Source organism: Kitasatospora sp. NBC_01287 (genome assembly GCF_026340565.1).
Classification (GTDB): domain Bacteria; phylum Actinomycetota; class Actinomycetes; order Streptomycetales; family Streptomycetaceae; genus Kitasatospora.
The window spans coordinates 467,784-492,590 of the sequence record NZ_JAPEPB010000002.1 but is presented as its reverse complement, the minus strand read 5'-3'; the positions used below and the strand labels follow the sequence as shown (position 1 = coordinate 492,590).

Below are 24,807 nucleotides of genomic sequence, written 5' to 3'. Positions count from 1 at the left end.
GAGAGAGATGTCCGAGCAGCACGAGACCCCCACCCCGGCCGAGGCGATCCCCGGCGGCGTGGTCAACCCGGCCACCCCGCCGGCCACCCCGGCCCCGGAGGCCCCGGCCCCGGAGGCCCCGGCCCCGGAGGCCCCGGCTCCGGAGGTCGGCGAGGAGAGCGCCGTCCCGAAGCCCGCTAAGCCGGACTACCGGGCGCTCTACGAGAAGATGCAGGCCGACCTGACCGCGACCCGCGAGCGCTCGAACGAGGCCGGGGTCGAGGCGGACGAGCTGCGCGCACAGGTGGCCCAGCTCCAGGAGCAGGCCCTTCGCGACCGGATCGCCGCCGAGTACGCGCTGCCGCCGGTCCTGGCCGCCCTGGTCCAGGGCGGTGACGAGGCTGCCATCCGCCAGCACGCGGAGGCCCTGGCCACGGTCGCCGCGCCGAAGCCGCTGCTGGGCGCGGGCGGGCTGACCCCGCACGCCGAGCCCGACCCGTACAAGGGTCTGGCCGAGAAGCTGCGACAGCGGCGCTTCGGCATCTGACCCACCCCGCCCACCCCGCCACTGAGGCCGTCCCGTCCCGGGGCGGCCTTCCGTCTTCCCGAGGATCAGCGCCATCTCTCTCAACACCACCCGTGCCAACGCCTTCCAGAACCCCGACAAGCTCGTCCTCCAGGCCATCGCCAACCTGAAGGACACCGTCACCCTGGCCCACAAGTTCGACCGCCGCTCGGCGGACGAGTTCGTCAACGCCACCGGCCAGGTCATCAACATCCGCCGCCCCGCCCGCCTGAAGGGCGCGGAGGAGCGGATCGACGCCAAGCGCAAGTTCAACGACGCCAGCACCTGGATTCAGTCGGAGAACCTGAACGAAGGTCTCCTGACCGTCAAGCTCGACACCCACGCCTACTCGGCAGTGGACCTGTCCGACGCTGAGCTCTCACTCGACCTGCTCAGCTTCGGCGAGCAGGTCATGGTGCCGCAGGTCGATTCCATCACCGAGCGCCTTGAGGACAAGGTCGCCTCGGCGATGAACGAGTTCCCGGACGTGGCCGCCGCCGCGAAGATCCCGGTCGATCTCACCAAGGCTACCGGCGACGAGCAGGCCGGCCAGATGATCCGCAAGAGCCTGGCGCGCCTGCGCGTGCAGCTCAACAAGGAGAACATCCCCGCCGAGGGCCGTACCGCCGTGGTCGGCTCCGAGGCCGCGTACTACCTCCTGAACGACCCGAACATCACCAAGGCCAACGAGTCCGCCAACGGCGGTGCCGCGCTGCGACAGGCCACCATCGGCAACCTGTACGGCTTCGACATCGTGGAGTCCACGAACGACGTGCTCGCCCCGCTCGGCGTCTACGCCTTCCACCGCTCCGCCATTCAGCTCGTCTCCGGTGCGCCGGGCGTGCCCGAGTCCGCGAAGGGTGGCCGGCAGTCGGCCGACGGCTTCGCGCTGCGCTGGATCAAGGACTACAACTCGGGTGCCGCGATGGAGCGTTCGTTCCTGTCGTCCTACTGGGGTGCGACCCTGGTCACCGACCTGAAGAAGAACGAGACCAACTGGCAGGACCCGAAGAACCTCGTCAAGGTCCGGGGCATCCGCCTCACCTTCACCGGCGAGCCGACCGCCGTCCCCGCCAAGTAAGGGGACCTCGTGGCGCTCGAAGTCGCCGACCTCTTCAAGCGCCTGGGCAAGCCCGCCCCCGCGTCCGGTACGCCGGAGTGGGAGCGGGCGAACGCCGCGCTCGAAGACGCCTTCTGGGTGATCGCCGCGCAGGGCCACCCCGCGTGGTCCCCGCAGCGCCACCCTCCGGTGATCCGCACGCTGGCCCTGGCCGTCGCCGACCGCCGGTTCCGCAACCCCGAGGGGTACGTGCAGGAGCAGGCCGGAGAGGTCTCCTACCGCATGCCGGACGGCACGCCGATGGGACTTGCCCTGACCCGGGGCGAACAGACTCTGATCGACAGGGTGTCAGGCCGCGGGGGTCTGAAGTCCGTGAACGGCCGCCGCTCGGTGGCCTCGCGCGGCCTGCGCACCGGCTACCCCTACCCCGACCCCGAAGACTCCTGGGGGCTCACGTGAGCCTGCTGGAGCGGGGCCGAACCCGCGTCACCGTCCACACCGTCCGGATGGTCGCGGACGGCTACGGCGACCGGCGGCCGGCCACCGGGACCAGCACCACCTACTCGGCGTGGGTCCAGCCGGTCGGCGACGCCGCCGGTTGGCGGGCCCCGGTCGGCGCTCAGGTCGGCTGGTCCCCGCCGATCCGCCGCAAGATCGTCTTCCCCCCGGAGACCGTGCTCGACAAGTGGTCGGCCGTCTCCTTCGCGGACGAGGGCGACCCCGGGACGCGGTGGGCCGTGGTGGACGCCCCGCGCGCCCACCACGGCGCTTCCGACCGCATGCGGTTCGTCACCGTCATCGTGGAGGGAGGCGGGCAGAGTGGTGGAGATCCGACCGGACTGTGACGCCATGATCGCCGCTCTCCCCGGCGTGATGGGCGCCCTCAAGCTGGAGGCCGAGGAGCGCAAGGCCCGCATCACCGCGAAAGCCGCACTCCACATCGACACCGGCGAGTTCATCGCCGGTCTCAGGGTGACGCGGCACGCCAAGGGCTACGCCATCGTCAACGAGGACCCGTTGGCCGCTCACAAGAACTGGGGCGGCTTCAACCACCGCGCCGGTCGCCACGTGGACGGCATCCACGCGATGGAGGCCGCCCTGTGGTGAGCGAGCCGTTCCTGATGCCCGACTCGGAGCGGATCGTCATGGAGGCCCTGCGCACCGCGCTGCCCGGCTACCGGTGCGCGGTCTACCTGCCCACCGACTGGCAGCTCGCGCTGCGCCAGGCCGGCGGACTGGTCATCGCACGCCGCGTCGGCGGCGTGATGAAGGACAGGCGCTTCATCGACGAGGGCATGTTCACCGTCCAGACCTACGCCACCGCCCGCGCGGACGCCTCCCTGCTGGCGCGGCGCGCCCGCGCCGGCCTGGTGCGCCTGACCCGCGACCAGTGGGGCAACGCCGACGGCTACCTGTCCCACTTCCGTGAAGCCACGGGTCCGTTCATGACCACGGACCCGATGACCGAGGCCCAGGTGGACTTCTACCGGTTCTCGGCCAACTACATGATCGCTACAAGGCCCCGCTGAGCGAGGGCCGGAAGGGAGTCAGCTTGGCTGCTGACGACGCCCCGGTCCTGGTACCGGGCACCGGATACATCTACGTCGCCGACCCCGGCACCGCGCCGCCGGACCTCAAGGCCGGGTTCGACCCGAAGGACACGTCCAAGTGGGGCCCGACCGGGCTGACGTGGAAGTCCGTGGGGAACACGAGCCTGGACAACGGCATCGAGATGAGCGTGGACGGCGACGACCCCGAGGTGCTGGGGTCCTGGCAGAACAAGAGCCTGAAGACCACCGACCCCGGCAAGACCTACGCGGTGACGATCAACCTGGAGGACTTCACCGCCGAGTCCTACAAGCTCTATTACGGCACGCCCAAGGGCCTGGACGCGAAGGGGTTCTTCTCGATCCCCAGCAGTCCCGCCGCGCAGAACCGCGCGCTGATGATCGTCGCGGTGGACGGCGGCAAGGCCGTGGTGTGGCACTACCCGAAGACCAGCATCATCGGGACGGACGCCGTGAAGATCGACCCGGCCGCGCTGACCGAGATGCCGGTGAAGGCAACCGTCGTCGCGCTCAACCAGTCCGCGCCGCTCGGCACGGTCAGCCCCGTCTTCGACCTGGCCGTGGGCCTCCTGCCGCCCGCTGCCTGATCCCCTGCCCGCCCCGTGAACCGCCGGGGCGGGCCTCCTCCACCCCACAACCCGCAAGACCGCTAGGAGAGTTAGACCATTACCACTCTGGACTTCGCCGACCTTCAAGCCGAGGCCGACCGCAAGCACGCGGGTAAGGGCCTGAAGTTCGTCGCCAAGGGCGGCAAGCCGCTGCGCCTGCGCCGTATCGAGGCCCTGCCGGGCTCCGACCTCAAGGCCGCGATGGCGCTGATGGACGTCATGCAGTCCGAGAAGGTCAGCAACGAGCGCCGCATCGACGCCATGTCCGCGCTGCTGGTCGCGGTCGCCTCCGACAAGAAGCGGATGCGGGAGTCCGTGGACGCCCTGCCGCTGGAGCAGACCATGACCGTGGTGGAGCGGTGGATGGAGCAGGCCGCGCCGGGGGAAGCCTCGGCCTGATCAGGCTGCTGGACAAGCACGGCGCGGAGATCACCGCCGACCTGCGCCGCTACTGCGGCGTGGACGTCCTGGACTGGGTCCGGGGCCGGCACTCCGCGCGCTTGATCCTGGCCCTGATCGGGACGCTCCCCGACGACTCGGCGACGCTGGCGGCGATGCGCGGCGGCCGTGAGGCCCTGGGCTGGGACGCGCGGACCTACGTCCTGGCCGACTTGGTGGACGCCGTCCAGGCGCTCACCCACGTCCAGATCGCCAAGGCCGCCAAGAACCCCCGCGCGGTCGAGAAGCCGACCCCGTACCCGCGCCCGTACGCCAAGCGCGCCCGAAGGCCCGCCGACGGGAACCCCTTCGCGGCTGCCCTTCAGCGGGAGGTCGGTGAAGGTGGAGGCCCCGCCATTGCGTTGCCCTCCACCCCTCTTGCAGAAACGTTCCGCCTACCGGCGGCCGTGCTCGCGCGCTCCGCCGCGCCAGAGCGGCCCGCACCGGTCCGACTCACGTAGGAGGTGAGCCGATGGCCGGTCCCGGCGGCAAGGAAGCCGGGCGCGTGCACATCCGCGTCCTGCCGGACACCTCGGACTTCCGCCAGCGCCTGAAGCAGTACCTGGAGATGCTGGAGAAGTACACCAAGCTCAAGGTCAAGCTCGACCTTGACACCACGGGCGTGAACGCCCGGCTGCGCGAGCTGACCCACGACCGCAACGTCCGGGTCAACGTCTTCGCCGACACCGGCGAGGCCGCCGCCCGGATCGCCGCGCTCACCCGCGAGCGACGAGCGCGGGTCCGGGCGGATGCGGACACCGCGCCGGCCGAGGCCCAGGTGCGGGCGTTCACCGGCCGCCGCTGGCGGCTGGGGGTCAACGTCCACCTCGCCCGGGGTGGGCTCGACCGGGTCAAGTCCGGTCTCCAGAGCATCGGTTCGGGAGCCGCGGAGGTCGCCCGCAACTTCGGCCGCCTCTTCACGCTCTCGATCGAGCAGACGGCCTCCGCCCTCCAGGGCATCGGCTCGGGCATCAGCTCGGCCGCCCAGGGGGCCGCCGGGATGGCGGCCGGCCTCGCCCAGTCCGCTGCCGCAGCCGCTCCGCTGCTCGTGGCGGTGACGGCCATCGCCACGTGGGTGACGGTCGTCGCCTCGGGGCTGATCGGCGTCCTGGCGCTGGCGGCCCTGCCGGTCCTGCCACTGGGCCTCGCGGCCATCGCAGCGGCCGGCGACATGAAGAACCTCGGCAAGAAAGCCGAGGAGGCGATGCAGGCAGCGTCGGAGGCGCTGAAGCCTACAACTGCCGCCATGCGCACCGAGTTTGGCGGTGCGGTCAAGGACGTAACGGCCTGGTTCAAGCAGGCCCAGCCCGAGTTCAAGGCGTTCTTCGACGCCGGGGCCCAGTACGTCCGCCCGATGGTGAAGTCGATCACCGACTTCACCGACACGCTGTTCCCGAAGCTCACGGCGGCGATGTCGTCGCCGGGGATGAAGGCATTCACCGACGAGCTGCCCAAGTCGCTCGTCAGCCTCGGGGCCACCCTCGGGGACTTCTTCCTCACCCTGTCCAACGGGGGCGACCAACTCCAGCTCATCCTAGGCCCCTTGGTCGGCCTGCTGGACGCCTTCCTCCAGGGGATCGCCAAGCTCGCCGTCCAGTTCTCGCCCGAGATCGCCGCGTCGATCAGCTGGTTCGCGGACTCCCTCCGCCAGTTCTTCCAGGTCTTCGCCGACAATGCGGAAGCAACTGCCGCCATGATGCGGCTAGTTGACCTCGGCCTCCGTGCCCTCGTCATCGGCTTCAGCGTGACGATGCAGGCGTGGAACGGCCTGGCCGTCGGAGCCCAGTGGGCCTGGCAGATGATCCAATCCGCCTGGGACGGGGTGACATCGGCCACCAAGTCCTGCTGGGAGGCCGTGAGTTCAGCCGTCTCGTCAGCGTGGTCGTCCGTGACCTCCTGGACGTCGTCGGCGGCCTCCTCCGTGGCCTCCGCCGTCTCGTCAGCCTGGTCGTCCGTGACCTCGTGGACCTCGTCGTCCTGGGCGTCAGTGACCTCGTGGACCTCCTCGTCCTGGGCGTCCGTGACGTCCGCCGTGTCGTCGGCGGCCTCGTCCACGGCCAGCGCGGTGGCCTCAGCCTGGGGAAACGTCCAGTCGTGGACCTCGTCCGCGTGGAACTCCTGCGTCTCAGCAGTGAGTTCATCCTGGTCCAACATCGCAAGCGGCGTGTCGTCCGGGATCGGCACCGTGGTCTCCTACGTGGCCAGCCTGCCGGGCAAGATCCTCGGTGCGATCGGCGACCTGGGCTCGCTGCTCTACGACAAGGGCAAGTCCGCGATCCAGGGACTGGTCAACGGGATGAAGTCGATCTCTGTCGGCGGCGTGGTGAGCGGCATCATGTCGTCGCTGAACCCGTTCAGCTCGGCTCCCGCGTCTGCCCCGGCCGCAGCCCCGCGCGCCTTGATGGCCGCGCCGATGGCGTTCGCCATGCCGGCCGCCCTGCGCGCTGAGCCGCGCGCCAGCGCCCTGGACACCGCCCTTCGCCCGGTCGCCGCCGGGCTGCGCTCGCTCGACAGCTACGGCTACGGGCAGCGCGCCGCAGCCAGCCTGCGCCACCCGGACACCGCTTCCAAGGCCGCAGGCCAGGAGCGCTACGGCGCGCGCATCACCGTCAACGCCCGCACCAACGCCGATCCGCACGAGATCGGCAAGGCCATCGCCTGGGAACTCAAGACCTCCGGGAGGTAGTAGCTATCGGGACACTGCCCCCGCCGTTCATCACCGACATCACGACCACCACCGCCCGCGTGCTGTGCGCCTCGCCGCCCAGCACGCGGACGGACGTGGAGAGCGTCAACACCCGCACGGGCAAAGCCCGCACTGACGCCGAAGACCCCACCTGGCCCGGCTCGGCCCTGCTCGGGGGAGGCGGCCCGCGAGGCATCGACCCGCCCTTGGAGCCGGACACCGAGTACCGGGTCCGCTACCACTGCACCGGTCCCGGCCTGGACACCTGGTCCGAGCCGGTCACCTTCCGCGCCCTGGCCCCGGCCCCGCCTCCCGAGGTGCCCGACCCCGGCATCCCGCCGAGCGTCGCCAACCCCTACACCGGCCGCGACTGGACCGCATCGTGGGGCGGGGTGCTGCTCGGCGACGGCTCGTCCGTCGTCCTTGAAGAGGTGGCCGGCCTGCTGGACGCCCCCGAAGTCCGCACCTCGGACGCCGAGCTGCTTCAGCGCGACGGCCTCACCCCCGGCACCGACTACATGGGCGCGCGCACCGTCACCTTGACGATGCTGGCCCTGGACGAGCGCGAGGTGCCCGCGCTGCTGGCCGCCTTCGCCCCCGGCGGTCCGGAGCGGCCGTTCGAGTTCGCGTTCCCCCCGGTGGCCGGCGGGCGCTCGCGCATCCTTGCCCGCGTGCGCAAACGGGCCGTCACCGTGGACCGCGAGTACCACGCGGGCCGCCGCCGCTTCACGGTCGAGCTGGCCGCCACCGACCCCCGTCTCTACGGTGCGTGGCTCCAGAGCGCGACGGTTGCTGTGGACGTGCCCCGGGGCGGGCGGCCGATCTTCCCGCTGACGTTCCCCTTCGACATGGGCAACGGCCCCGCCGCCCGCTCCACGCCGGACATCGCCAACACCGGCTCGGTCGAGACCTGGCCCCTCGTCCGCCTCACCCCGCGCACCGGCGAGATACGCGACCCGGCACTGACCCTCGTCAACGGCGGGGTCCGCCGACGCTTCGCCACCCGGGGACTGCGGGTCGGACGCGGTGACGCCCTGGTGATCGACATGGGCCGCCGCCGCATCACCCTCAACGGCGCTTCCCGCTTCGGACAGGTCGATCCGGGCTCGGCCTGGTTCGCCCTGCCCCCGGGGCCGAGCGCCGTTCAACTCGACGTACTGGAAGGCCCCGACGGGGTCACGGCGGATGTGCAGTGGCGCTCCGCCTGGATGTAAGGACCCCCTTCTCTTGGCTGTAGAACTCCGTGCCCCGCTCTTCGTGCAGCAGGGGCGTTACGACGCGTTGGACCTGCGCACGATGATCGGCGGCACCAGGGGTGCCCACGTCGGCGTCTCGGGCCCGGCCGCGCTGCTGGTCGAGAAGGTGGACAACCCCACCCCGCGCGTGAGCGTCGCCGCAGGCTCCCTGTGGCTGCCGGACGACGTGGCCGTGTCCCACAAGGGGGCCGTCCACTTCGCCAACCTGGACGCCTCCATTCAGCTCCAGTGCTCCACCCCCAAGCCGGGGGAGGCCGCCCGTCAAGACCTCGTCGTGGCGTTCGCCGACCCCGACACCGCCCCGGCCGGCCCGCTGCTGATGGACATGAAGACCACCGCGGACCGCTACATGCAGTCCGTCACCTACGCCGCCGACGGCACCCCCTACGCCGCAGCCCCCGGCACCGGCACACAGGTGACCAAGGAAGGCGCGCGCGGCTGGTCGCTGGCGGTCCTCGCCGAGTCCACCCCCGGCGCGAAGGACTGGCCGGTCCCGTCCAACTGCATCCGCCTGGCGCTGGTGAACATCGCCCAGACCGGTATCACCGGGATTGAGGACCAGCGATTCGTGGTCTCCGGGCAGCTCGACACCACGCCGCTTCGCCAGCTCCGCACCGCCGGTGCTCAGGGCGTCGTCCAGGCCGCCGCCGGAGCCCCGGCCGGCTCCCTGGTCTACGACTCGGTGACCACCGCCCTGCACAAGGTCACCGGGCCCGGAACCACGGCCCCCGTGCTACCCGGCGCGACGCGCTATGACCCCTCCTACCAGGGCCCCGAGAACACCTGGGGCGGCGAGGCGTGGCACACCTTCACGGCCCCGGCCGCCTCCTACCCGCGCCTGATCACCATCTCCTTCGAAGCCACCTACGCGGGCGACTTCGGCGAGGGATGGATCGTCCCCGTGGTCTTCGGGCACGGCGAGAGCCGCCGAGCCGGCCGCCCGCAGTACATCCGAGCGGGCGACAACCGCGACGTACGCGGCACGGGCACCGTCAAGGTTCCCGCCGGGGCGGCGATGAGCGTCAGCACCACCTGCCGACCCGACAACACCGCCAACAACAACATCAAGTTCAAAGCCGCGTGGACCTCCTACGCCGAGGCCATCGTCATACAGGCGGCCTGAGTGGACGACTACCGCGTCATCCTCTCCGAGTTCAAGGGCGGCCGGCTGCTGGCCGAGCTGCCCGTCTCCGGACTCACCTTCCGCTCCATCCTCAACGCCCCCGGCAACGCCTCCTTCACCGTGCCGCTGGCCGCCGAGCCGCTGGCCGGACTGGACTGGTCGCTGATCTCGCCGTGGCGGATCATCGCCCACGTCCAGCGCGGCAGCCGCGTCCTGTGGGGCGGCCCGCTGCTCTCCTGGTCGGTCGATATGCAGTCCGAGGCCATGACGCTGGACTGCCCCGGCCTGTGGGAGTACTACCGCCGCAACCTGGTCAACCTGGGCTATTCGACCGGCAGCACGCCGCGTGAGCAGACCACCATCGCCCGCGAGCTGATCCAGACCTTCGCGGACACCCCCTCGCCCGTCGCCCCCGGCCAGCCCGGGTACTGGGGCAGCAACGGCCCAGGCGCGCTCACCTTCGGCCCGGACCTGGACACCATGAAGCGCGAGCGGACGTACCCCTGGTTCGAGTGGAAGTCCGTCGGTGAAGCCGTCGAACAGCTCGGGGCGGTGATCAAGGGCTTCGACTTCCGCATCGACCACGACTGGGACGTGGACGCCCGGATCATCCGCAACCGGTTCCGCTTCCTCGCCCCGGCCGGAGGCGTGGACACCGGCATCGTCCTGGAACACGGCACCAACTGCGACGTCACCAGCGTCACCAGCGACGGCGACAAGATGTGCACCGAGACCGGCGTCAACGGCGCTGGCGAGGGCTGGTCGCAGCTGAAATCCTGGTGGTACAACGGCCAGTTGGAGACCGAGGACGGCCGCCGCATCCCGCGCCTGGCCGCCGTCGAGACGAACAACTCCGTCGTGCGAGTCGAGACCCTGACCGCCCAGGCCGAGCGCATGACCGCCGTCGGCGCGTTCCCCATCGTCGTCCCCGAGGTGCGGCTGCACCCCGGCGGCGAGTACTCGGTCGCCGAGCTGCGCGTGGGCCACAAGATCCGAGTGCGCGCCCGCACCGCCAACTGGCCCGGCATCGACGCCGAATACGTCATCCAGGAGATCAGCACCAAGGTCTCCCAGACCGGCGAGGAAACCACCCTCGCCCTCGTCCCCGTCACGATCTTCGAGCGCGTGGACGACTGGGTGAAGGGAGAACTGGTGAGAGCCGCATGACCGTCTACGGCCGCCCCACCCTGGCGGATGAGTTCCAGGGCATCGACACCCGCCTGTCCGCGATGGAACGCACCGCCAGCGCGCTGGGTGCGGTGCTACCGATGACCCCCTACCGTCAGGGCCTGGACGTCCAGACCGCCTGGCGCGCCGCCGCCACCATTCCCACAGCCGGCATCGCCCACCCCGTCATCCGCCTGGACTGCCGCGTCTCCTCCAAGCAGGGCGCCAACGTCTGGCTCAGGCTCTTCGATGTGGACAAGGCCCGCGCCGTCACCGTCGAGTGGCAGTACACCGGCGGCGCGCTCAACAACGGCTGGGTCCGGCTGGACTGGGTGCTGCCCATGGGCGGTGGCCAGCCCGGCGAATGGCAGCGCCTCCTGCTCCAGACCCGCACCGACGTGACCGGAGGCGGCACCGTCGATCCCGGCGTCGCGATGGCCCTGCCCCTCAACCAGGCCCCCACCGCGACCGAGGCCGGCACCTGGACCCCCGTGCCGATCCCGCCCGGCTACGCCTGACCCGTCGCCATACCCCGACCACCAGCCCCGCCCGAACTCCCGGGCGGGGCTTCGCCATTGAAAGAGACGCACCTATCTCCCGCGAAGCATTCATCACCGAGGCCACCAAGTGGGCCGATCAGAACTACCGGGGCGGCCTCTCCCCGAACGGCAAGTACTACGACACCCCGTTCGGCAAGTGGTACGCGGACGGCTTCAACCACGAGCCGTACTGCGACATGTTCGTCTCCTGGTGCGCCGACAAGGGCGGCGAGGCCGCCGCCGTCGGCAGGTTCGCCTACTGCCCCTCGCACGTCCAAGCCTTCCGCAACAAGGGCCAGTGGTTCGGGCGCGACGCCGCGTTCAAGCGCGGCGACGTGATCTTCTTCTCCTGGGGCTCCAACGGCATCGCCGACCACGTGGGCATCGTCCTGGAAGACTCCGCGCCCGGCCAGCAGGTCAAGACCGTCGAAGGCAACACCGCCCGCGACAGCGGCGCGGGCCAGGGCTCCGGCGGCTACGTCGCCCGCAAGACCCGCCCGCGCTCCGTCGTGCTCGGTGTCGGCCGGCCCGCCTTCACCTCCGGCGGCAGCACCGGCACCGAGACGGGCACTGGACAGGCCGTCATCATCAACGGCAAGCCCTATGGCCCCGGAGCGCGCGGTGAGCACATCACCGAGATGGGCCGCGCCCTGGTCCGCGCGGGCTGCTCCCGCTACACCGAGGGCCCCGGCCCGGTCTGGGGCAGCGCGGACACCGAGTCGATGCGCGCCTACCAGATCAAGATCGGCGACACCCGCGACGCGGACGGCATCCCCGGCCCGAGGCAGCTCGCCCGCCTCCTCGCCGAGTACGGAAGCGGCTCCACCACCGCGCCGTTGCCGATCGTCCCGCCCCGGCCGGCCACCCGCACGTTCACCATCCGCAAGGGCATGACCCTGGGCGGCATCGCCGTGGCGCTGGGCACCACCGTGGCAGGGCTGCTCTCCCTCAACCCACAGATCTCCAACCCCGACCGGATCGCGGAGGGCCAGCAGATCACCGTCCCCGCCGCTTCGCCGTCGGCCGTCGCCTCACAGCCCCCGGCCCCGGCCCCGGAGGCGACCGAGTCCCCGGTCCCGGCTCAGCCCAGCCCGATCGAGGCTCCAGCGCCCTCCCCTGACCCGGTTCCCACCCCGGCCCCGGGCGCGGCCACCCACACCGTCGTCGCCGGGGACACCTTGTCCGCCATCGCCGCTCGCTACGGCGCGAGCCTGGCGGCCGTGGTCAACGCCAACCCGCAGATCACCGACCGGGACCGGATCGAGATCGGGCAGGTCATCAGCCTGCCGACCGCCACCGCGAGCGCCGCCGCGCCGCCGGTCCACACCGTCGTTCCCGGCGACACCCTGTGGGACATCGCCGCATGCTCCCGCGTCACGCTGGAAGCCCTGGTGGCCGCCAACGCCGCCACGGTCGCCAACCCGGACCTGATCTTCCCGGGCCAGGACATCGTGATCCCTGACGGCTCCGCCCCGGCCTCGCGACCGGCCGCGCCCGAACCGCAGACCCCCGCGCAGAAGCCCGCCCCGGCCCCGGCCCAGCAGCCTGCGGCGACTGCGGCCCCGGCCCCACCGGTAAAGGAGACGCCGCCCGCCCCGAGCACCGGCTACTCCAACGACCTCGCCGGGTGGATCGAAGAGGCACGGGACGTCCTGCGGGCGAACGGCGACATCGTCCCGTCCGCCGCCGCGATCGAGCACCGCGTGATGGTCGAGTCCGGCGGCAACCCGCTCGCAGAGAACCACTGGGACAGCAACGAGGCCGCGTACGGCGGCACGTTCGGCCTGCTCCAGACCATCCGGCCGACCTTCGACGCCTACTCGCTGCCCGGCCACAAGGACATCCTCAACCCGGTGGACTCGATCATCGCGGGCGTCAGGTACGCGAACGCGACCTACGGCTCGTTCGAGTCGATCGCCTGGAACGCAGGCGGGTACTGATGGCCGGTGACGAACAACTCGGCGGGGTCCACATCGGCCCGCGCGAGATCTACGACCAGTTGGTGGGCGTGCGTGAGGACGTCCGCTCGCTGGCGCAGAGCAGCGCGACCGTGGACCAGATGCTGAAGGACCACGAAGACCGCGTCCGCGCGCTGGAGCGCTGGCGCTACGGCGTCGTGGCCTCCGGCCTCGCCGGAGGCACCGCGCTCGCCGCCGACGTGGTCGCACGACTGAAGGGATAAAGGATGAAGGACTGGCTCAACGCCAACCCCGTCAAGGCCCGCGCGGCCGTCGTCGCGCTGCTGACCGTACTCGGCACCGTCGTGCCCAAGCTGGCCGGCATCGAGACCAACGAAGAGATCATCGGCCTACTGCTGGCCGCCGCCGCGATGGCCGGCGGGCACTCCGCGGGTAAGCAGGTCGTCACACACGCGACCGACGCCGCCCGCACTGACGCCGCCCGCACCACAGCACTCGCCGAATGCTGCGCCTGCCCGCACGAAGACCCCGTTCGACCCGCCGCCGTCGAGTCGGGCGGCGACGGGATGAAGATCAAGCGATGAACCGGGCCCCGGCCTGCCCTCGGGCGGGTCGGGGCCTTTTCCCGTCGCAGACCAGGGCTGTGGTGGAATGGGAATGGCGGGTAGAGACCATTGGTTGCACAACACTCCGCCCGCCGACCTGAGAGGAACCCATGCCCCCGAAGAAGAAGACCGCGCCCGGCTGGCAGGAGGTGCCCGGCGCGCAGGATGTGATGGCCAGGGCTGTCCCTTTGGCGGCAGTTGCACGGGAGACCCGGTCGTATGCCCCTCTTGCCGAAGCGGTATTCGACGCCGCTCTGCTTTTCACGAACTCGGACGGCCTGCCGGACCTTCGGCGGGAGAGCGGTCCTGCACGGCAGTGGATGTCCGACCTCCTGGACACCGTCGGCCTGAAGGCTCCACCGCAATCGTCCCTGGAGTCCCGCCGCGAGGCCGAGAGGGCTCGACAGAGCCTTGCGCAATCCGTACGCGAAGCGCTTTCATCAGTCCGCGTCGCGTACATCCGACAGCTGGACGAGCAACAGGAAGAACGGGAGCGCCGCTTCCCGGGCCTCTCCTCCTCTGAAGAAGTCTTCGCCTATTACAAGATCGTCCCGAAGGCCCAGCGTGAGATCCGGGCCGAGACCTACAAGCGCCGCGTAACTCTTCAGAGCATTGGGGCAGCAGTGCTTAGCGACGACGAGGAAGTCCCGGCGGCCCGCTGTGCTGAGGTGGTTCACAGCATGCACCGCACCGTCGCGGCGCTGGCTCCGGCCTCCTTCGCGGGGTTGGACGCGGAGACCACGGCCCAGCTCCGCGAGGAGATCCAGGCGACCCGCGCGGCCCTGCTCGTCCTTGAGCGTGCGCTGAGCTGATTCCCGACCCTGGGCCCCGTTCCTCCCGCTGGGAGGGCGGGGCCCGTTTCGCGTTTCTGGGGCTGTTAACCGTCCCGCCTCAACCCGGTTGACCACGGAGAGAGGAGACACGGATGAACGGGATTGCCCTGATCGGCCGGGCTCGGTCTGGGAAGGACACGGCGGCTTCCGTCCTGGTGGCGGAGCACGGGTTCGCGCGGCTGGCACTGGCCGACCCGCTGAAGGCGATGGCGTACGACATCGACCCGGTGGTGGGCGTCGAGATGCTGGGCGTGAACGCCCCGGCGCTGGTCGGCTTGGCCGACGCGGTGGACCGCTACGGCTGGGAGCGGGTGAAGGACGAGTTCCCGGCGGCGCGCCGGTTTCTCCAGCGCCTAGGGACGGAGGGGGTCCGCCGGCATGTGGACCGAGACTTTTGGATCACCCGCTGCGTGAGCGACGCGGCTGCGTCCACCCGGCCGGTCGTCGTCACGGACGTGCGGTTCGAGAACGAGGTCGAGGCCCTGCGCGCGACCGGTTTCGCGGTGTGGTTCATCGACCGGGGCGCCCCCGACGGTTACCACCCGAGCGAACAACTCGGGCCCGAGCACGCCGACCTCGTCATCCCCAACTTCGGCTCCATCGCCGCCTTCACCCACCGAATCCACACCGCTCTGGAGAGCCTGTGACCATGCGAGACCGCTTCAACGCCCTGGACCGCACCGCTACCGCGATCGAGAACGTCGTGTTCATCTACACCCCCGTGCCCGACCTGCTGACCCTGGACGAGCGCGAGGCCGCCGAGCGGGCGGCGAACGCCCGGGTGGCGAACGAGGTGCCCGGCTACTCGGACACCCTGCCCTCCATGCTCGAAGCCGCCTGATAGCCCATCACTCCGCGGCGGCCCGTCCCGACCCGGGGCGGGCCTTTTCCATGCCCGAAACAGAGAAGAGAGCACATGTCCGACGGCGTCCGCACGATCCACCAGAAGGGCTCGCGCTACTACATCCACCCGGAGAACGGCGACCTCGCCCCCTCGGTGACCTCCATCCTGAACATGGAGGCGAAGCCGTTCCTCCAGGACTGGTCGGCCGGCATGGCAGCCGAGTGCGCCGTGACGGACCTGGAGGTCGTCCAGCGCATCGCGGCCCGCGACCGCCAGGCCGCCATTGACTTCCTCAAGTACGCGGCGAAGCGCTACACCAAGGTCCGCGCCGACGTGGGCTCGCTGGTCCACGACTACTTCGAGCTGCGGCTGCGCGGTGAAGAGGTCCCCTACCCCCACCACGATGTCGAGCCGTACGTCCCGCACATCGAAGCGTGGCTCGACCGCTACCAGCCCGAGCTGCTGCACGCGGAAGACGTGGCCTGGTCGCGAGAGCACGGCTACGCCGGGAGCTTCGACTTCCTGGTCCGGATCAACGGCAAGACGATTCTGGGCGACCTGAAGACCAGCAAATCCGTCTATCTGTCGGTGGCGGCCCAGCTCGCCGCCTACGCCCACGCAGACGATTTGATCACCGTGGACCGCAAGATCCAGGCGTTCCCGACGGTGGACGCCGGGGCGGTCCTTCACGTCACCCCGGCGCGCGCCGAGTTCCGACCGGTGAAGATCGACCGACCCGTCTTCGAGCGGTTCCTGAACCTGCGCCGCCGCTTCACCGACGACCGGGCCTCGGACGCCGGAATCATCGGCCGCGTCGCCTGGAAGAACGAGGCCGGCCACCTGAGCGGCACCGCTCGCCGCGCCGCGTGAGCGGGCGTGTTAACCGCCCCGCCTCTACGTCTGTGTAGAGGTGCGACCTGCACCCCCGAGCTGGGCTTGTTAACCGCCCCGCCTCTACCTCTGTGCAGACGCGATCGGCACCCCGAGCGGGGCTGTTAACCGCCCCGCCTCAACACCCACGAACGGGGCCGACCAACCGGCGGCCCCCTGCCCGACAGATCGGAAACTCTTGAGCAACGCACTCGACAACATCTTCGCTAGCGACCCCGAGCTTGCCGAGCGCGCCGAGCGCGCCGAGGCCGCCGCCCGCCCGGACGTGGCCGGCACCTTCCGCAACTACGAGGCCGCCCCCGACGGCGGCTTCCCGACCGCGCTGCACCAGTGGCAGGTCACCACCGCGCTGCCGTCCACCGCAGAAGCGGTGGCGGAGCTGCTGGGCGGCACCCCGTACGAGCGGGAGACCGAAGCCGAGGACGCGATGGCGGTCAACACCGACACCGACCGGGTCGAGGTCGTCATCGACGGTCCCGGCGCGATCGAGTTCGACATGAAGCAGTGGGTGAACGGCAAGCTCGCCCATCACTGCGACACCCGGCAGTTCCTGTCCCCGCCGGAGGACGTGGGCGTGCCGTGCCGCTGCCCCGGCACGCTGGCGGAGCTGAAGGACCGGGCGAAGGCCGAGCGCGGCCCCAAGCCCGCCATCACCCTGACGTTCCGCCTGGCCCACGACACCGGCCTCGGTCTGTTCCGCTACAAGTCCTCGGGCTGGTCGCTGATCAGCGAGCTTCCCGCGCTGAAGACCGCGCTGGCCAAGGTCGGCGGCCCGGCCCTGGCCCACCTGATCAACGAGCGCGTCCAGTACGTGACCAAGGGCGGCCGGGACGTGGACTACCAGAAGCTCCACCTGAAGGTCATCAAGCCGTTCGAGCAGGCCATCACCGACGCGCCGAGCGCGGCCGTCGAGGAGGAGCCGCCGTTCTAACCGGCGCTCCACCACCCATCACACCAGCGGGACCGGTCCTTCGGGGCCGGTCCCGCTCCCGTTCCACCCTCTGGAGAGAGAACCCATGAACTCCTGCACGAACCACACGATCCTCAGCCCCGCCGGCCAGACCGGCCGCGAGCATCACGGCACGACGTGGGAGGCTGCCGACAGGCGCAAGCTCACAGTTCTGCGCGCTCAGGGCGTCGGCTTCGGGGACATCGCCCGGCTGCTCGGCCGCACCGAGACGGCCGTTCGTGCCCAGGCGCAGAAGTCGGCACGGGCTGCCGTGAGTACCCAGGTCGCCGTGATCGCAGTCTCTCCTTTTCCCCAGGTCACTCCCGCCCGCATGGGCGCGGCCGAGCTGCTGGACCAGCAGGAGCGCACGGGCCTGTCCTTCGAGCAGATGGCGGCGCGGGCGGGCATCCTCGCTGGCTCCGGCATCCTGTACGTCGTCGCCGACGGCAGGACAAAGCTGTCTCCCCGCTACACCGCCGCGATCCGGATGCTTCCCGACGCCACTCGTGCCGAGCTTCCGGTCCCGGCCCCGGTCCTGGCCCCCGCAGTGCCGCCGACCGCCGCCTCGGGCATCGTCAACGTACCCGTCCCGGAGCATCTGGCCGCCGCGTTTCAGGTGATCGTGCACGCGCTGGGAATCCAGCTGTGAGCGCTTGGGAGGCCGACGCCGAGCTGTTCGGCAAGGCCGGGAGCAAGGCATTCCTTGCGATGCTCGCGGCGCGGTGCGTTGAGCCGAACAACGGCAACAGCGCGGTAGACCCCTCGGAAAACTCCGAGGGTAAGAGCAGCGCGAAGGCGTTTGCCAGGGTGTCGGGCAGATCCGATAAGACAATCACGCGTTACGTCGCCACGTGGGATCTGCTGGCCGAGGCCGGGCACGTCTCGTCGCGCGATGAGCTGGCCCCGGGCGTAGATGTGGACCTTCCGGCCGCGAAGACGTGGACGGAGTTCTACCGCAAGGCGAACCCGCCGAAGCCGAGGGCTGAGACGCCGGATGACGTGACGCTGGAGCAGGCCGAGGCTGAACTCGCCGCCGATCCCACGGTGCGCCTGGTGCCGGTGCCCCAAGGCCGTCACGTCGGCACCTATGTGCAGCGCATGAAGCACGCCACCGAGGACATCTTCGACCGCGCCCCCGATGCCGTCGCGGACGCGGTGCTGCGCCTGGTCGATTGCCTGGAGGCCCTGAGTAACCCCGACCAGACGAACCGCGCCTACCTGCACAGCCTGGACGCCGTCGCCGAGCTGGCCGCCGCGTACGCGAACCCCCGATGAGAAAGGCCCCCGTGCACACCCCCACCCCTGCGGGGCCGATACCGGCCCGCCTCGTCAACCCCCTTGCGGCCACCGACCGGGCGCAGGAGATCATGCGCTCCGCGTTCCGTGAGTCCCCGCGCCCGCCGTCGGCCGGCACCCGCAACTCCCAGGCGAAGCTGACCGAGCGCAAGGTCTACGCAATCCGCCGCGCCGCTGACCTGGGCGCCAGTCTCTCCGCCCTCGCGGAGGCTTTCGGCATCTCGGAGCGGGCCTGCCGCCACATCGCCCGACGGACCTCCTGGGCCCATCTCCCGGAGAGGGACTGACCGTTGCTGAACCACACCACACCCCTGTGGAAGATCCCGGCCGAGCACCGCAGGGCGTTCCTGCACGCCCGAGCACGGGCCCTGAGCGCCGAAGGCGCTTCCCCGAAGCGGCTGCTGCGGGCCTCGGATGCCGCCCACACGATCGACTTCCGCGAGCCGCGCGAGGGTGAGGAAGAGTGATCCACCGCATCGGATTGGGCATCGCCCCGGCGCTCGGCGACCTGCGGGCCGCCGGACCCGGCGACACGATCCTGTTCCTTCACGACGCCCGTCAGCGCCCGGACTGGCCGCGCTACTGGCAGGCCGCCGCGACGGCCGTCTTCCGAGGCGCGGCGCTAACGGTGGTGACCGCCTAGTGGCCAACCGAGCCAAGGCCAAGGGAACCGCCTGGGAGTCCGCGGTGGCCGACTACCTGAACGAACAGCTCGGCCAGTACCGGGAGTTCTGGAAGGACGGCGACCGCGCGGTCCGCTGGAAGGACCCCACCGACCGCGACAACATCCGCCGCCAGGTCCAGGAGGGCACAGCGGACATCGGTGATCTCGGGGTGCGGCCGTTCGCCGGGGAGTGCAAGGCAGAGAAGTCCTACGACCTCGCCGCCTACGTCCGCCAGGCCGAAGCCGAGGCCCGCAACGCGGGTCAGCCCTTCGGGGTCGCCTACGTGAAGCGCCCTCGGGCGAAGACGGAGGACGGGTACGCCGTCACCTCCATCCGCACGCATGCCGCGATCGTCAAGGCCCTTCGGGAGGCCGGTTACTGAGAGGAGAGCGCCGTGCGCATGTCGGCGATCCTGGACCGCTTGGAGGAGTGGCGGGACTATCAGCCTGGTGAGTGGGTGGCCCGCTGCCCGGCCCACGACGACGGGAAGCCGTCGCTGTGGCTCAACCTCAAGAGCAACGGCATGGTGGGCCTGGCCTGCCGCGCCGGGTGCGCCTTCGAGGACATCGTCGCCGCGCTGGACCTGCTGCCCCGGCACCTGTTCAACGTGGACGCCGAGGGGCTGGTGACCGTCGCCGAGGCTAGGCCAGAGCCGGTCTCCCCGTTCCTGACGGCGGCGCTTCGGGTGTGGCTGGACAGCCTGCCGGCCGGTGAGCTGGACGCCGCCCCCGCTATCGCCTATGCGCAGAAACGTTTCGGCCTCACCCGGGCCGAGCTGGACCGGCTGGGCCTGCGTTGGTGGCCCGGTCCGCAGCCGTGCCCCGAGTGGGTTCCCGGTTCGTTCGTCCGGTATCCCCGCCTCGTCGTGCCGATGGCCGACTTCGCGGGAGTGGCCCGGGGCGCGCAGGGCCGGGACCTGTCGGGGCGCTGCCCGGTGAGGTGGATCTCGTTGGCCAACCCCGACGGCTTCGAGTGGCAGCGCTTTGGGGTGTTCCCCGGGCCGGACCCGGATGCGCCGTGGGTGATCGCCGAGGGTCTGTCGGACCCGCTGGCGGTCGTCGCCGACGGCTTCAACGCCGTTGGGGTGCGCGGGGCCGCACTGCTCAACAACGACCCCGCGACGCTGGACGCCCTGGCCCGGGGGCTGGCCGGCCGCGACGTGCGGGTGTGCGGCGACAACGACCGGTCTGGGCGCGAGTTCGCCCGGACCATCCTGGCCGCCCTCCACGAACGGGAGGTGCCCGCCCGGCGGCTGACCCTGCCTCCGGGCTTCAAGGACTACGCAGTATGGAGAGAGAGGAGAGAGACCCGATGACGGCTTACGCCATCGACAGCCTGACCACCCCCTACGAGCCGGAGCAGGCAGCGCTGACGCTACCTCCGGAGCAGGCGGTGGCCGCCTACCGCGAGGCGGCGTCCCGCTACGGGGCGTCCGACATCGTCAACGCCCATGCGCTGGTGCAGTTTCAGAAGGGCGGCATCAAGTACGCCGAGGGGCTGGGCTTCCATGTCTGGGACGGGCGGAAGTGGGTGCGCTCGGAGGTGCTGGTGCGCCAGGCCGCCCACGACCTCGGGGCGGCGATGGTGGAGACGCTGGCCCGCGAGAAGGAGGTCATTCGCGCGGCGCTGGAGCTGAAGCTCGCCGGGGAGGCGCTGGACGCCGAGTACGAGAAGCAGGTCCAGGCGCTGCCGCTGGCCAAGGCCGCGAAGGGCTTCACGATGGCCCGGCGGATCGATGACCTGATGCGCGAGCTGGCGTCGGTGCGCGGAGTGCACTGCGAGGTGGACGACTTCGACAACCGGCCCGAACTGGTCACGTTCGCGAACGGGACCGTGGACCTGCGCACCGGTCGGCTCAAGCCGCACGATGCGGCGGACATGCTGACCAAGGCCCTGCCGTGGAACTACGACCCGCAGGCGAAGGCTCCGCGATGGCTCGGCTTCCTCCAAGAGGTCTTCCCCACCGAGCCGTTGATGCCCGGCTACATCCGCCGCCTGTGCGGCTACGGGATCAGCGGCTCGACGGCTGAGCAGGCGTTCGCGGTATTGATCGGCACGGGAGCGAACGGGAAGAGCGTGTTCCTGGACACCTTGTCGCACGTCTTCGGCGACCTGTCGGAGACGACCCGCTTCGAGACGTTCGAGGACCGGGGGTCCAGCATCCCCGCCGACCTCGCAGCCCTGCGCGGGGCCCGGATGGTGATGGCCTCGGAGGGCGAGGCAGGCAAACCGATGTCGGAGTCGGTGCTGAAGCGGGCCACCGGCAGCGACAAGCTGACGGCGCGTTTTATGAGGGAGAACTTCTTCACTTATCAGCCGACTTTCCTGCTGTGGTTGGCGTCCAACCACACCCCGAGCTTCAGGTCGCAGGACGAGGGCTTGTGGAGGCGCGTGAAGCTGATCAAGTTCGACCGGTACTTCAAGCCGGAGGAACGGGACCACGGCATCTTCGCCGCGCTGCGCGAGGAGGCGGAGGGGGTCGCCGCGTGGGCGGTGGCCGGCGCGGTCGAGTGGTACGCCGAGGGCCTGAAGGAGCCGGCCTGCATCAAGAGCGCCACGTCCTCGTTCAAGGAGAACTCGGACGCGCTGGCGGAGTTCCTGACGGACGTGCTGGTGAAGACCGGCAGCGAGAAGGAGCACGTCCCCGCCCAGGACGCGTACACCGCGTACCGCGACTGGTGCGAGGCACAGGGCGAGAAGGCGTGGACCCGTCGCGGGTTCATCTCCGCCCTGGACGAGCGCGGCATCCGCCAGCACCGCATGACCCGGGGCCGTGTGCTGCTCGGCGTCCGCTTCGCCAGCCAGCCGTCACCGGCCGGGCCGGGAGTGTTCGACACCACCAACGACTAGGAAGAGAGCACATGCGGGTACACCCGTACCGACTGGCCGGAGAGCTGGTCGAGATCAAGGTCGCCGAGAACGGTGACGACCTGCGGGAGTTCCGCACCTGGTGGACCGGGCACGCCAACGCCGGGACACTGATCGGCTTCGACACCGAGACCACGGGCCTGGCCTGGACCGACCGAATACGGCTCGCGCAGTTCGGCGACACCCACACCGCGTGGGTCATCCCCGTCGAACTCGGCGGCCCGTTCCGCGAAGCGGCCCGCGAGGCACTGGCGAAGCTGCCGAACCTGGTGGCGCACAACCTGGCGTTCGACGCGCTGAAGGTGGACACCGAGCTGGGCATCTCGCTCGAAGACCTCTGGCCCCGAGCCCGCGACTCGCGCATCGCCGCCCATCTGCTCGACAGCCGGCACGACTACGAGGGCGGCGTCGGGCTGTCCCTCAAACCGCTGTCGGCCTGGTACGTCGATCCCGCCGCGCCCGACACACAGGGCGATCTGACGAAGGTGTTCAACGGGCTCGGGCTGACGAAGCAGACCGGCTGGGCCGGGATCGACCTCTCGCACCACGTCTACGAGCTGTACGCCGGTCTCGACGCCCTGCTCGTGGCCCGGCTGCTGCCCAAGCTGCTGGCCCGGTACAAGGCCGAGGGGCTGCGCTCGGCGCTGCTGCCCTACGAGCACAGCGTGGCCCTGGTCTGCGCGAAGATGCAGCGCCGGGGCATGCTCATCGACCCCGAATACACCGAGGGCCTTGTCCGTCGGCTCGGACATGAGAAGGAACGCTTCTCCGCCGTGGCCGCGCGGTTCGGGGTGTCCTCGGTGAACTCGTCGGATCAGGTGGCCGGCGCGCTGCTGGGCATGGGCGAGCGGCTGACCGAGCGCACCGACAGCGGCGCGCTGTCGGTGGCGAAGGACGTGCTGCTGCCGTTGGCCGATCTCGACCCGGACTGGGTGCGGCTCGGGATGCGCGAGCCCAACGCGCTCGCGGACGCCGTGCTGCGGGCCAAGCGCGCGGGGAAGTGGAGTTCGAGCTACGCCGAGGCGATGCTGAACAACCGCGACGAGCACGGCCGCATCCACCCGAAGATCAACCCGCTGGGGGCTCAGACCGGCCGCGCCTCCCACTCCGACCCGGCGATGGCCCAACTTCCCTCCCACGGCTGGGAGGTACGGCGAGCCGTGGTCGCAGAGCGGGGCAGCGTCTACTTCTCGGTGGACCAGCAGGCGGTGGAGCTTCGGGTGCTGGCCGCCCTGTCGGGTGAGTCGCGGATGGTCGAGGCCATCGCGGCGGGCAAGGACCTGCACGGCTTCGCGGCGGAGCTGATGTTCGGCCCCGACTTCACGAAGCCGCAGCGAGGACTGGCGAAGATCGCCGGACTCGGCACCGCCTACCAGGGCGGGGCCGCGACGCTGGCCAAGCAGACCGGACAGGACGTGGAGGTCATGCGGGACACGCTACGGCGGTACAGCCGGGCGTTCCCCGGGATCAAGCGGTGGGCCCGCAAGATGCAGCGTCAGGCGCTCGCGGAGCGCTGCACGATGACCACGGCGGTGGGCCGCAGGCTCCACCTGGACCGCGACAAGCTGTACAAGTCGGTTGCCTACGCCTGCCAGTCCACGGCCCGCGACACGATGGGGCAGGCGCTCATCACGATGGACGCCCAGGGTCTCACTCCCTACCTGACGATGTGGGTGCACGACGAGGTGGTGGGCACAGCTCCGAAGGACGAGGCCGCGGACGTGGCCCGCGCGGTCGCCGAGGCCATGAAGATGACCCTCAAGGGCGTGCCGCTGGACACCGACGCCGAGGTCTACGGGCCGAGTTGGGCCGACGGCTACAAGCTGCCGAAGGAGTGGGCCTATGCGGCGTGAGCCGGAGAGCGCGCACACGCAGTTCTGCGAGGTGTGCGACGACGAGAAGCCCCTCGGGCAGTTCGGCCGGCGCAAGAGAGCGCCGAACGGCCGCGCGAACGTCTGCCGGGTGTGTGTGAAGGCGGCGAACAACCGGGCCAACCGCGACCCGCAGGTGGTCCGCAAGCGCCGGGACGCCCGCCTTCGGCGCGTCTACGGGATCACCCTGGCCGACTACGAGCGCATGGGCCGCCAGCAGCGCTGGCGGTGCGCGATCTGCGGTCAGAAGGCCGTGGCCGGGGACCGCCTGGTGGTGGACCACGACCACGCCAAGCCCCACGGCCAGGCCGTACGGCGACTGCTGTGTCGGGGCGAGAACTCCGCTCTCGGGCACTTCGGGGACTCCTCCGCCCGACTCGACAGCGGGTCCGCGTACCTGCGCGCCCACGGCAAGTGAGACCCAGGTCACTTTACCTAGTCTTTGCATAAAAACATGCAGGTCATGGCCATGATCGTGACCAAGAGTGGTCAAAAGGTGTGTTGCGGGCACATCGGACACCTGCTTAATCTCTGCTCACGTGCCGCACAAGGAAGTGCGCAGCCAGTGAAACAGGAGTGGTCATGCGTCGTCGCGGCTGGGCGGCGTACTGCGGCATCCGCAGACTCCTCGCGCATCAGGCACGGCTCCGAAGAGAGTTCGCCAAACTCACAACCCCCCGTGCGGCGCTGGTTATTCGCCGCGCGATGGGCGTGACCGACGGCAGCTCCCTCGATCTTGAGCTGGCCGCCCGCGAATTCGATGTACTTGAGTGCGCCCGCCTGGACCTCCGGGCGTTATCGCTCTCGCATGTGCACCGGTCCGTGGCGACCGATCGCCTCGGCGCTCGCGTTGCCCGAGCTCTGCACCGTCGACTATCCACCTGCATGGCGCTGTTCACGCGCCACCTCGCTATGTGTTGCCCCGCGGCCACCCGCCGCAGGGTGCGAGGAGTCTGACCGGCCTGACCTGACGACAGGCCGCACCAGGCCCCTGCCCTTCGGCTGACACCGAAGCGGTAGGGGCCTTTTCCATGCCCCGACACGGCCACCCGCGCCGGCCGGGGCTTCGTCATGCCC

At 70.5% G+C, this 24,807-nt stretch carries 32 protein-coding genes; all 32 read left to right on the top strand.

Annotated elements, in window-relative coordinates; all coding sequences use genetic code 11:
- The first annotated feature begins 7 nt into the window (after window positions 1-7).
- The 32 genes from OG455_RS39125 (at window position 8) to OG455_RS38970 (ending at window position 24,148) form a co-directional block, all read left to right on the top strand.
- Complete coding sequence (locus OG455_RS39125; protein ID WP_266301527.1) at window positions 8-526, top strand: hypothetical protein; 519 nt, start codon at window positions 8-10, stop codon at window positions 524-526.
- Between the two features lie 64 nt (window positions 527-590).
- Window positions 591-1,625 carry a P22 phage major capsid protein family protein gene (locus OG455_RS39120; RefSeq protein ID WP_323185690.1) on the top strand — a complete coding sequence of 345 codons (1,035 nt, stop codon included), beginning with the start codon at window positions 591-593 and terminating at the stop codon, window positions 1,623-1,625.
- A 9-nt stretch (window positions 1,626-1,634) separates the two neighbouring features.
- On the top strand, window positions 1,635-2,063 hold the full coding sequence (locus OG455_RS39115; RefSeq protein WP_266301526.1) for a hypothetical protein: 429 nt from the start codon (window positions 1,635-1,637) through the stop codon (window positions 2,061-2,063).
- Window positions 2,060-2,449, top strand: coding sequence for a hypothetical protein (locus tag OG455_RS39110; RefSeq protein WP_266301525.1), 390 nt, complete (start codon window positions 2,060-2,062; stop codon window positions 2,447-2,449). The genes OG455_RS39115 and OG455_RS39110 overlap by 4 nt, the downstream gene beginning before the upstream one ends.
- Window positions 2,450-2,453: 4 nt before the next feature.
- A complete protein-coding gene (locus OG455_RS39105; protein WP_266301524.1) occupies window positions 2,454-2,711 on the top strand; it encodes a DUF5403 family protein in 258 nt (85 codons plus the stop codon).
- Window positions 2,708-3,133, top strand: coding sequence for a hypothetical protein (locus tag OG455_RS39100; protein ID WP_266301523.1), 426 nt, complete (start codon window positions 2,708-2,710; stop codon window positions 3,131-3,133). Before OG455_RS39105 ends, OG455_RS39100 begins: the two co-directional genes overlap by 4 nt.
- Window positions 3,134-3,156: 23 nt before the next feature.
- Window positions 3,157-3,759, top strand: a complete 603-nt coding sequence (locus OG455_RS39095) for a hypothetical protein (RefSeq protein ID WP_266301522.1) — start codon at window positions 3,157-3,159, stop codon at window positions 3,757-3,759.
- 231 nt (window positions 3,760-3,990) lie between these two features.
- On the top strand, window positions 3,991-4,179 hold the full coding sequence (locus OG455_RS39090; protein ID WP_266301521.1) for a hypothetical protein: 189 nt from the start codon (window positions 3,991-3,993) through the stop codon (window positions 4,177-4,179).
- Window positions 4,140-4,679, top strand: coding sequence for a hypothetical protein (locus tag OG455_RS39085; protein WP_266301520.1), 540 nt, complete (start codon window positions 4,140-4,142; stop codon window positions 4,677-4,679). Before OG455_RS39090 ends, OG455_RS39085 begins: the two co-directional genes overlap by 40 nt.
- An 11-nt stretch (window positions 4,680-4,690) precedes the next feature.
- Complete coding sequence (locus tag OG455_RS39080; RefSeq protein ID WP_266301519.1) at window positions 4,691-6,904, top strand: hypothetical protein; 2,214 nt, start codon at window positions 4,691-4,693, stop codon at window positions 6,902-6,904.
- A gap of 95 nt (window positions 6,905-6,999) precedes the next feature.
- Window positions 7,000-8,118: a phage tail domain-containing protein gene (locus OG455_RS39075; RefSeq protein WP_266301518.1), complete on the top strand. Its 1,119-nt coding sequence runs from the start codon at window positions 7,000-7,002 to the stop codon at window positions 8,116-8,118.
- 13 nt (window positions 8,119-8,131) lie between these two features.
- Window positions 8,132-9,283: a hypothetical protein gene (locus OG455_RS39070; RefSeq protein ID WP_266301517.1), complete on the top strand. Its 1,152-nt coding sequence runs from the start codon at window positions 8,132-8,134 to the stop codon at window positions 9,281-9,283.
- A complete protein-coding gene (locus OG455_RS39065) occupies window positions 9,284-10,450 on the top strand; it encodes a hypothetical protein (protein WP_266301516.1) in 1,167 nt (388 codons plus the stop codon). It begins immediately after the preceding gene.
- The gene (locus OG455_RS39060) at window positions 10,447-10,968 is read left to right on the top strand and encodes a hypothetical protein (protein WP_266301515.1); all 522 of its coding nucleotides are present in this window, start codon (window positions 10,447-10,449) and stop codon (window positions 10,966-10,968) included. Before OG455_RS39065 ends, OG455_RS39060 begins: the two co-directional genes overlap by 4 nt.
- On the top strand, window positions 10,932-12,929 hold the full coding sequence (locus tag OG455_RS39055) for a LysM peptidoglycan-binding domain-containing protein (RefSeq protein ID WP_266301835.1): 1,998 nt from the start codon (window positions 10,932-10,934) through the stop codon (window positions 12,927-12,929). The genes OG455_RS39060 and OG455_RS39055 overlap by 37 nt, the downstream gene beginning before the upstream one ends.
- The gene (locus OG455_RS39050; protein ID WP_266301514.1) at window positions 12,929-13,171 is read left to right on the top strand and encodes a hypothetical protein; all 243 of its coding nucleotides are present in this window, start codon (window positions 12,929-12,931) and stop codon (window positions 13,169-13,171) included. Before OG455_RS39055 ends, OG455_RS39050 begins: the two co-directional genes overlap by 1 nt.
- Before the next feature lie 3 nt (window positions 13,172-13,174).
- Window positions 13,175-13,492, top strand: a complete 318-nt coding sequence (locus tag OG455_RS39045; protein WP_266301513.1) for a hypothetical protein — start codon at window positions 13,175-13,177, stop codon at window positions 13,490-13,492.
- Window positions 13,493-13,623: 131 nt separating this feature from the next.
- Complete coding sequence (locus OG455_RS39040; RefSeq protein ID WP_266301512.1) at window positions 13,624-14,325, top strand: hypothetical protein; 702 nt, start codon at window positions 13,624-13,626, stop codon at window positions 14,323-14,325.
- A 113-nt stretch (window positions 14,326-14,438) separates the two neighbouring features.
- Window positions 14,439-14,993, top strand: a complete 555-nt coding sequence (locus OG455_RS39035; protein WP_266301511.1) for a hypothetical protein — start codon at window positions 14,439-14,441, stop codon at window positions 14,991-14,993.
- 2 nt (window positions 14,994-14,995) lie between these two features.
- Entirely contained in the window at window positions 14,996-15,187 is a 192-nt protein-coding gene (locus OG455_RS39030) for a hypothetical protein (protein ID WP_266301510.1), read from the top strand.
- 75 nt (window positions 15,188-15,262) lie between these two features.
- Entirely contained in the window at window positions 15,263-16,060 is a 798-nt protein-coding gene (locus OG455_RS39025; RefSeq protein ID WP_266301509.1) for a hypothetical protein, read from the top strand.
- A gap of 199 nt (window positions 16,061-16,259) precedes the next feature.
- A complete protein-coding gene (locus OG455_RS39020; RefSeq protein ID WP_266301508.1) occupies window positions 16,260-17,012 on the top strand; it encodes a hypothetical protein in 753 nt (250 codons plus the stop codon).
- Between the two features lie 85 nt (window positions 17,013-17,097).
- Complete coding sequence (locus OG455_RS39015) at window positions 17,098-17,679, top strand: hypothetical protein (RefSeq protein WP_266301507.1); 582 nt, start codon at window positions 17,098-17,100, stop codon at window positions 17,677-17,679.
- Window positions 17,676-18,305: a hypothetical protein gene (locus OG455_RS39010; protein ID WP_266301506.1), complete on the top strand. Its 630-nt coding sequence runs from the start codon at window positions 17,676-17,678 to the stop codon at window positions 18,303-18,305. The genes OG455_RS39015 and OG455_RS39010 overlap by 4 nt, the downstream gene beginning before the upstream one ends.
- Complete coding sequence (locus OG455_RS39005; protein WP_266301505.1) at window positions 18,302-18,613, top strand: hypothetical protein; 312 nt, start codon at window positions 18,302-18,304, stop codon at window positions 18,611-18,613. Before OG455_RS39010 ends, OG455_RS39005 begins: the two co-directional genes overlap by 4 nt.
- Window positions 18,614-18,616: 3 nt before the next feature.
- Window positions 18,617-18,793: a hypothetical protein gene (locus OG455_RS39000; protein ID WP_266301504.1), complete on the top strand. Its 177-nt coding sequence runs from the start codon at window positions 18,617-18,619 to the stop codon at window positions 18,791-18,793.
- Window positions 18,790-18,969 carry a hypothetical protein gene (locus OG455_RS38995; protein ID WP_266301503.1) on the top strand — a complete coding sequence of 60 codons (180 nt, stop codon included), beginning with the start codon at window positions 18,790-18,792 and terminating at the stop codon, window positions 18,967-18,969. Before OG455_RS39000 ends, OG455_RS38995 begins: the two co-directional genes overlap by 4 nt.
- Entirely contained in the window at window positions 18,969-19,373 is a 405-nt protein-coding gene (locus OG455_RS38990; RefSeq protein WP_266301502.1) for a hypothetical protein, read from the top strand. Before OG455_RS38995 ends, OG455_RS38990 begins: the two co-directional genes overlap by 1 nt.
- Window positions 19,374-19,391: 18 nt before the next feature.
- Window positions 19,392-20,306, top strand: a complete 915-nt coding sequence (locus tag OG455_RS38985; RefSeq protein WP_266301834.1) for a toprim domain-containing protein — start codon at window positions 19,392-19,394, stop codon at window positions 20,304-20,306.
- Complete coding sequence (locus OG455_RS38980) at window positions 20,303-21,841, top strand: phage/plasmid primase, P4 family (RefSeq protein ID WP_266301501.1); 1,539 nt, start codon at window positions 20,303-20,305, stop codon at window positions 21,839-21,841. The genes OG455_RS38985 and OG455_RS38980 overlap by 4 nt, the downstream gene beginning before the upstream one ends.
- Window positions 21,842-21,852: 11 nt before the next feature.
- The gene (locus OG455_RS38975; protein WP_266301500.1) at window positions 21,853-23,712 is read left to right on the top strand and encodes a DNA polymerase; all 1,860 of its coding nucleotides are present in this window, start codon (window positions 21,853-21,855) and stop codon (window positions 23,710-23,712) included.
- Window positions 23,702-24,148, top strand: coding sequence for an endonuclease domain-containing protein (locus OG455_RS38970; protein WP_266301499.1), 447 nt, complete (start codon window positions 23,702-23,704; stop codon window positions 24,146-24,148). The genes OG455_RS38975 and OG455_RS38970 overlap by 11 nt, the downstream gene beginning before the upstream one ends.
- Window positions 24,149-24,807 lie beyond the last annotated feature (659 nt).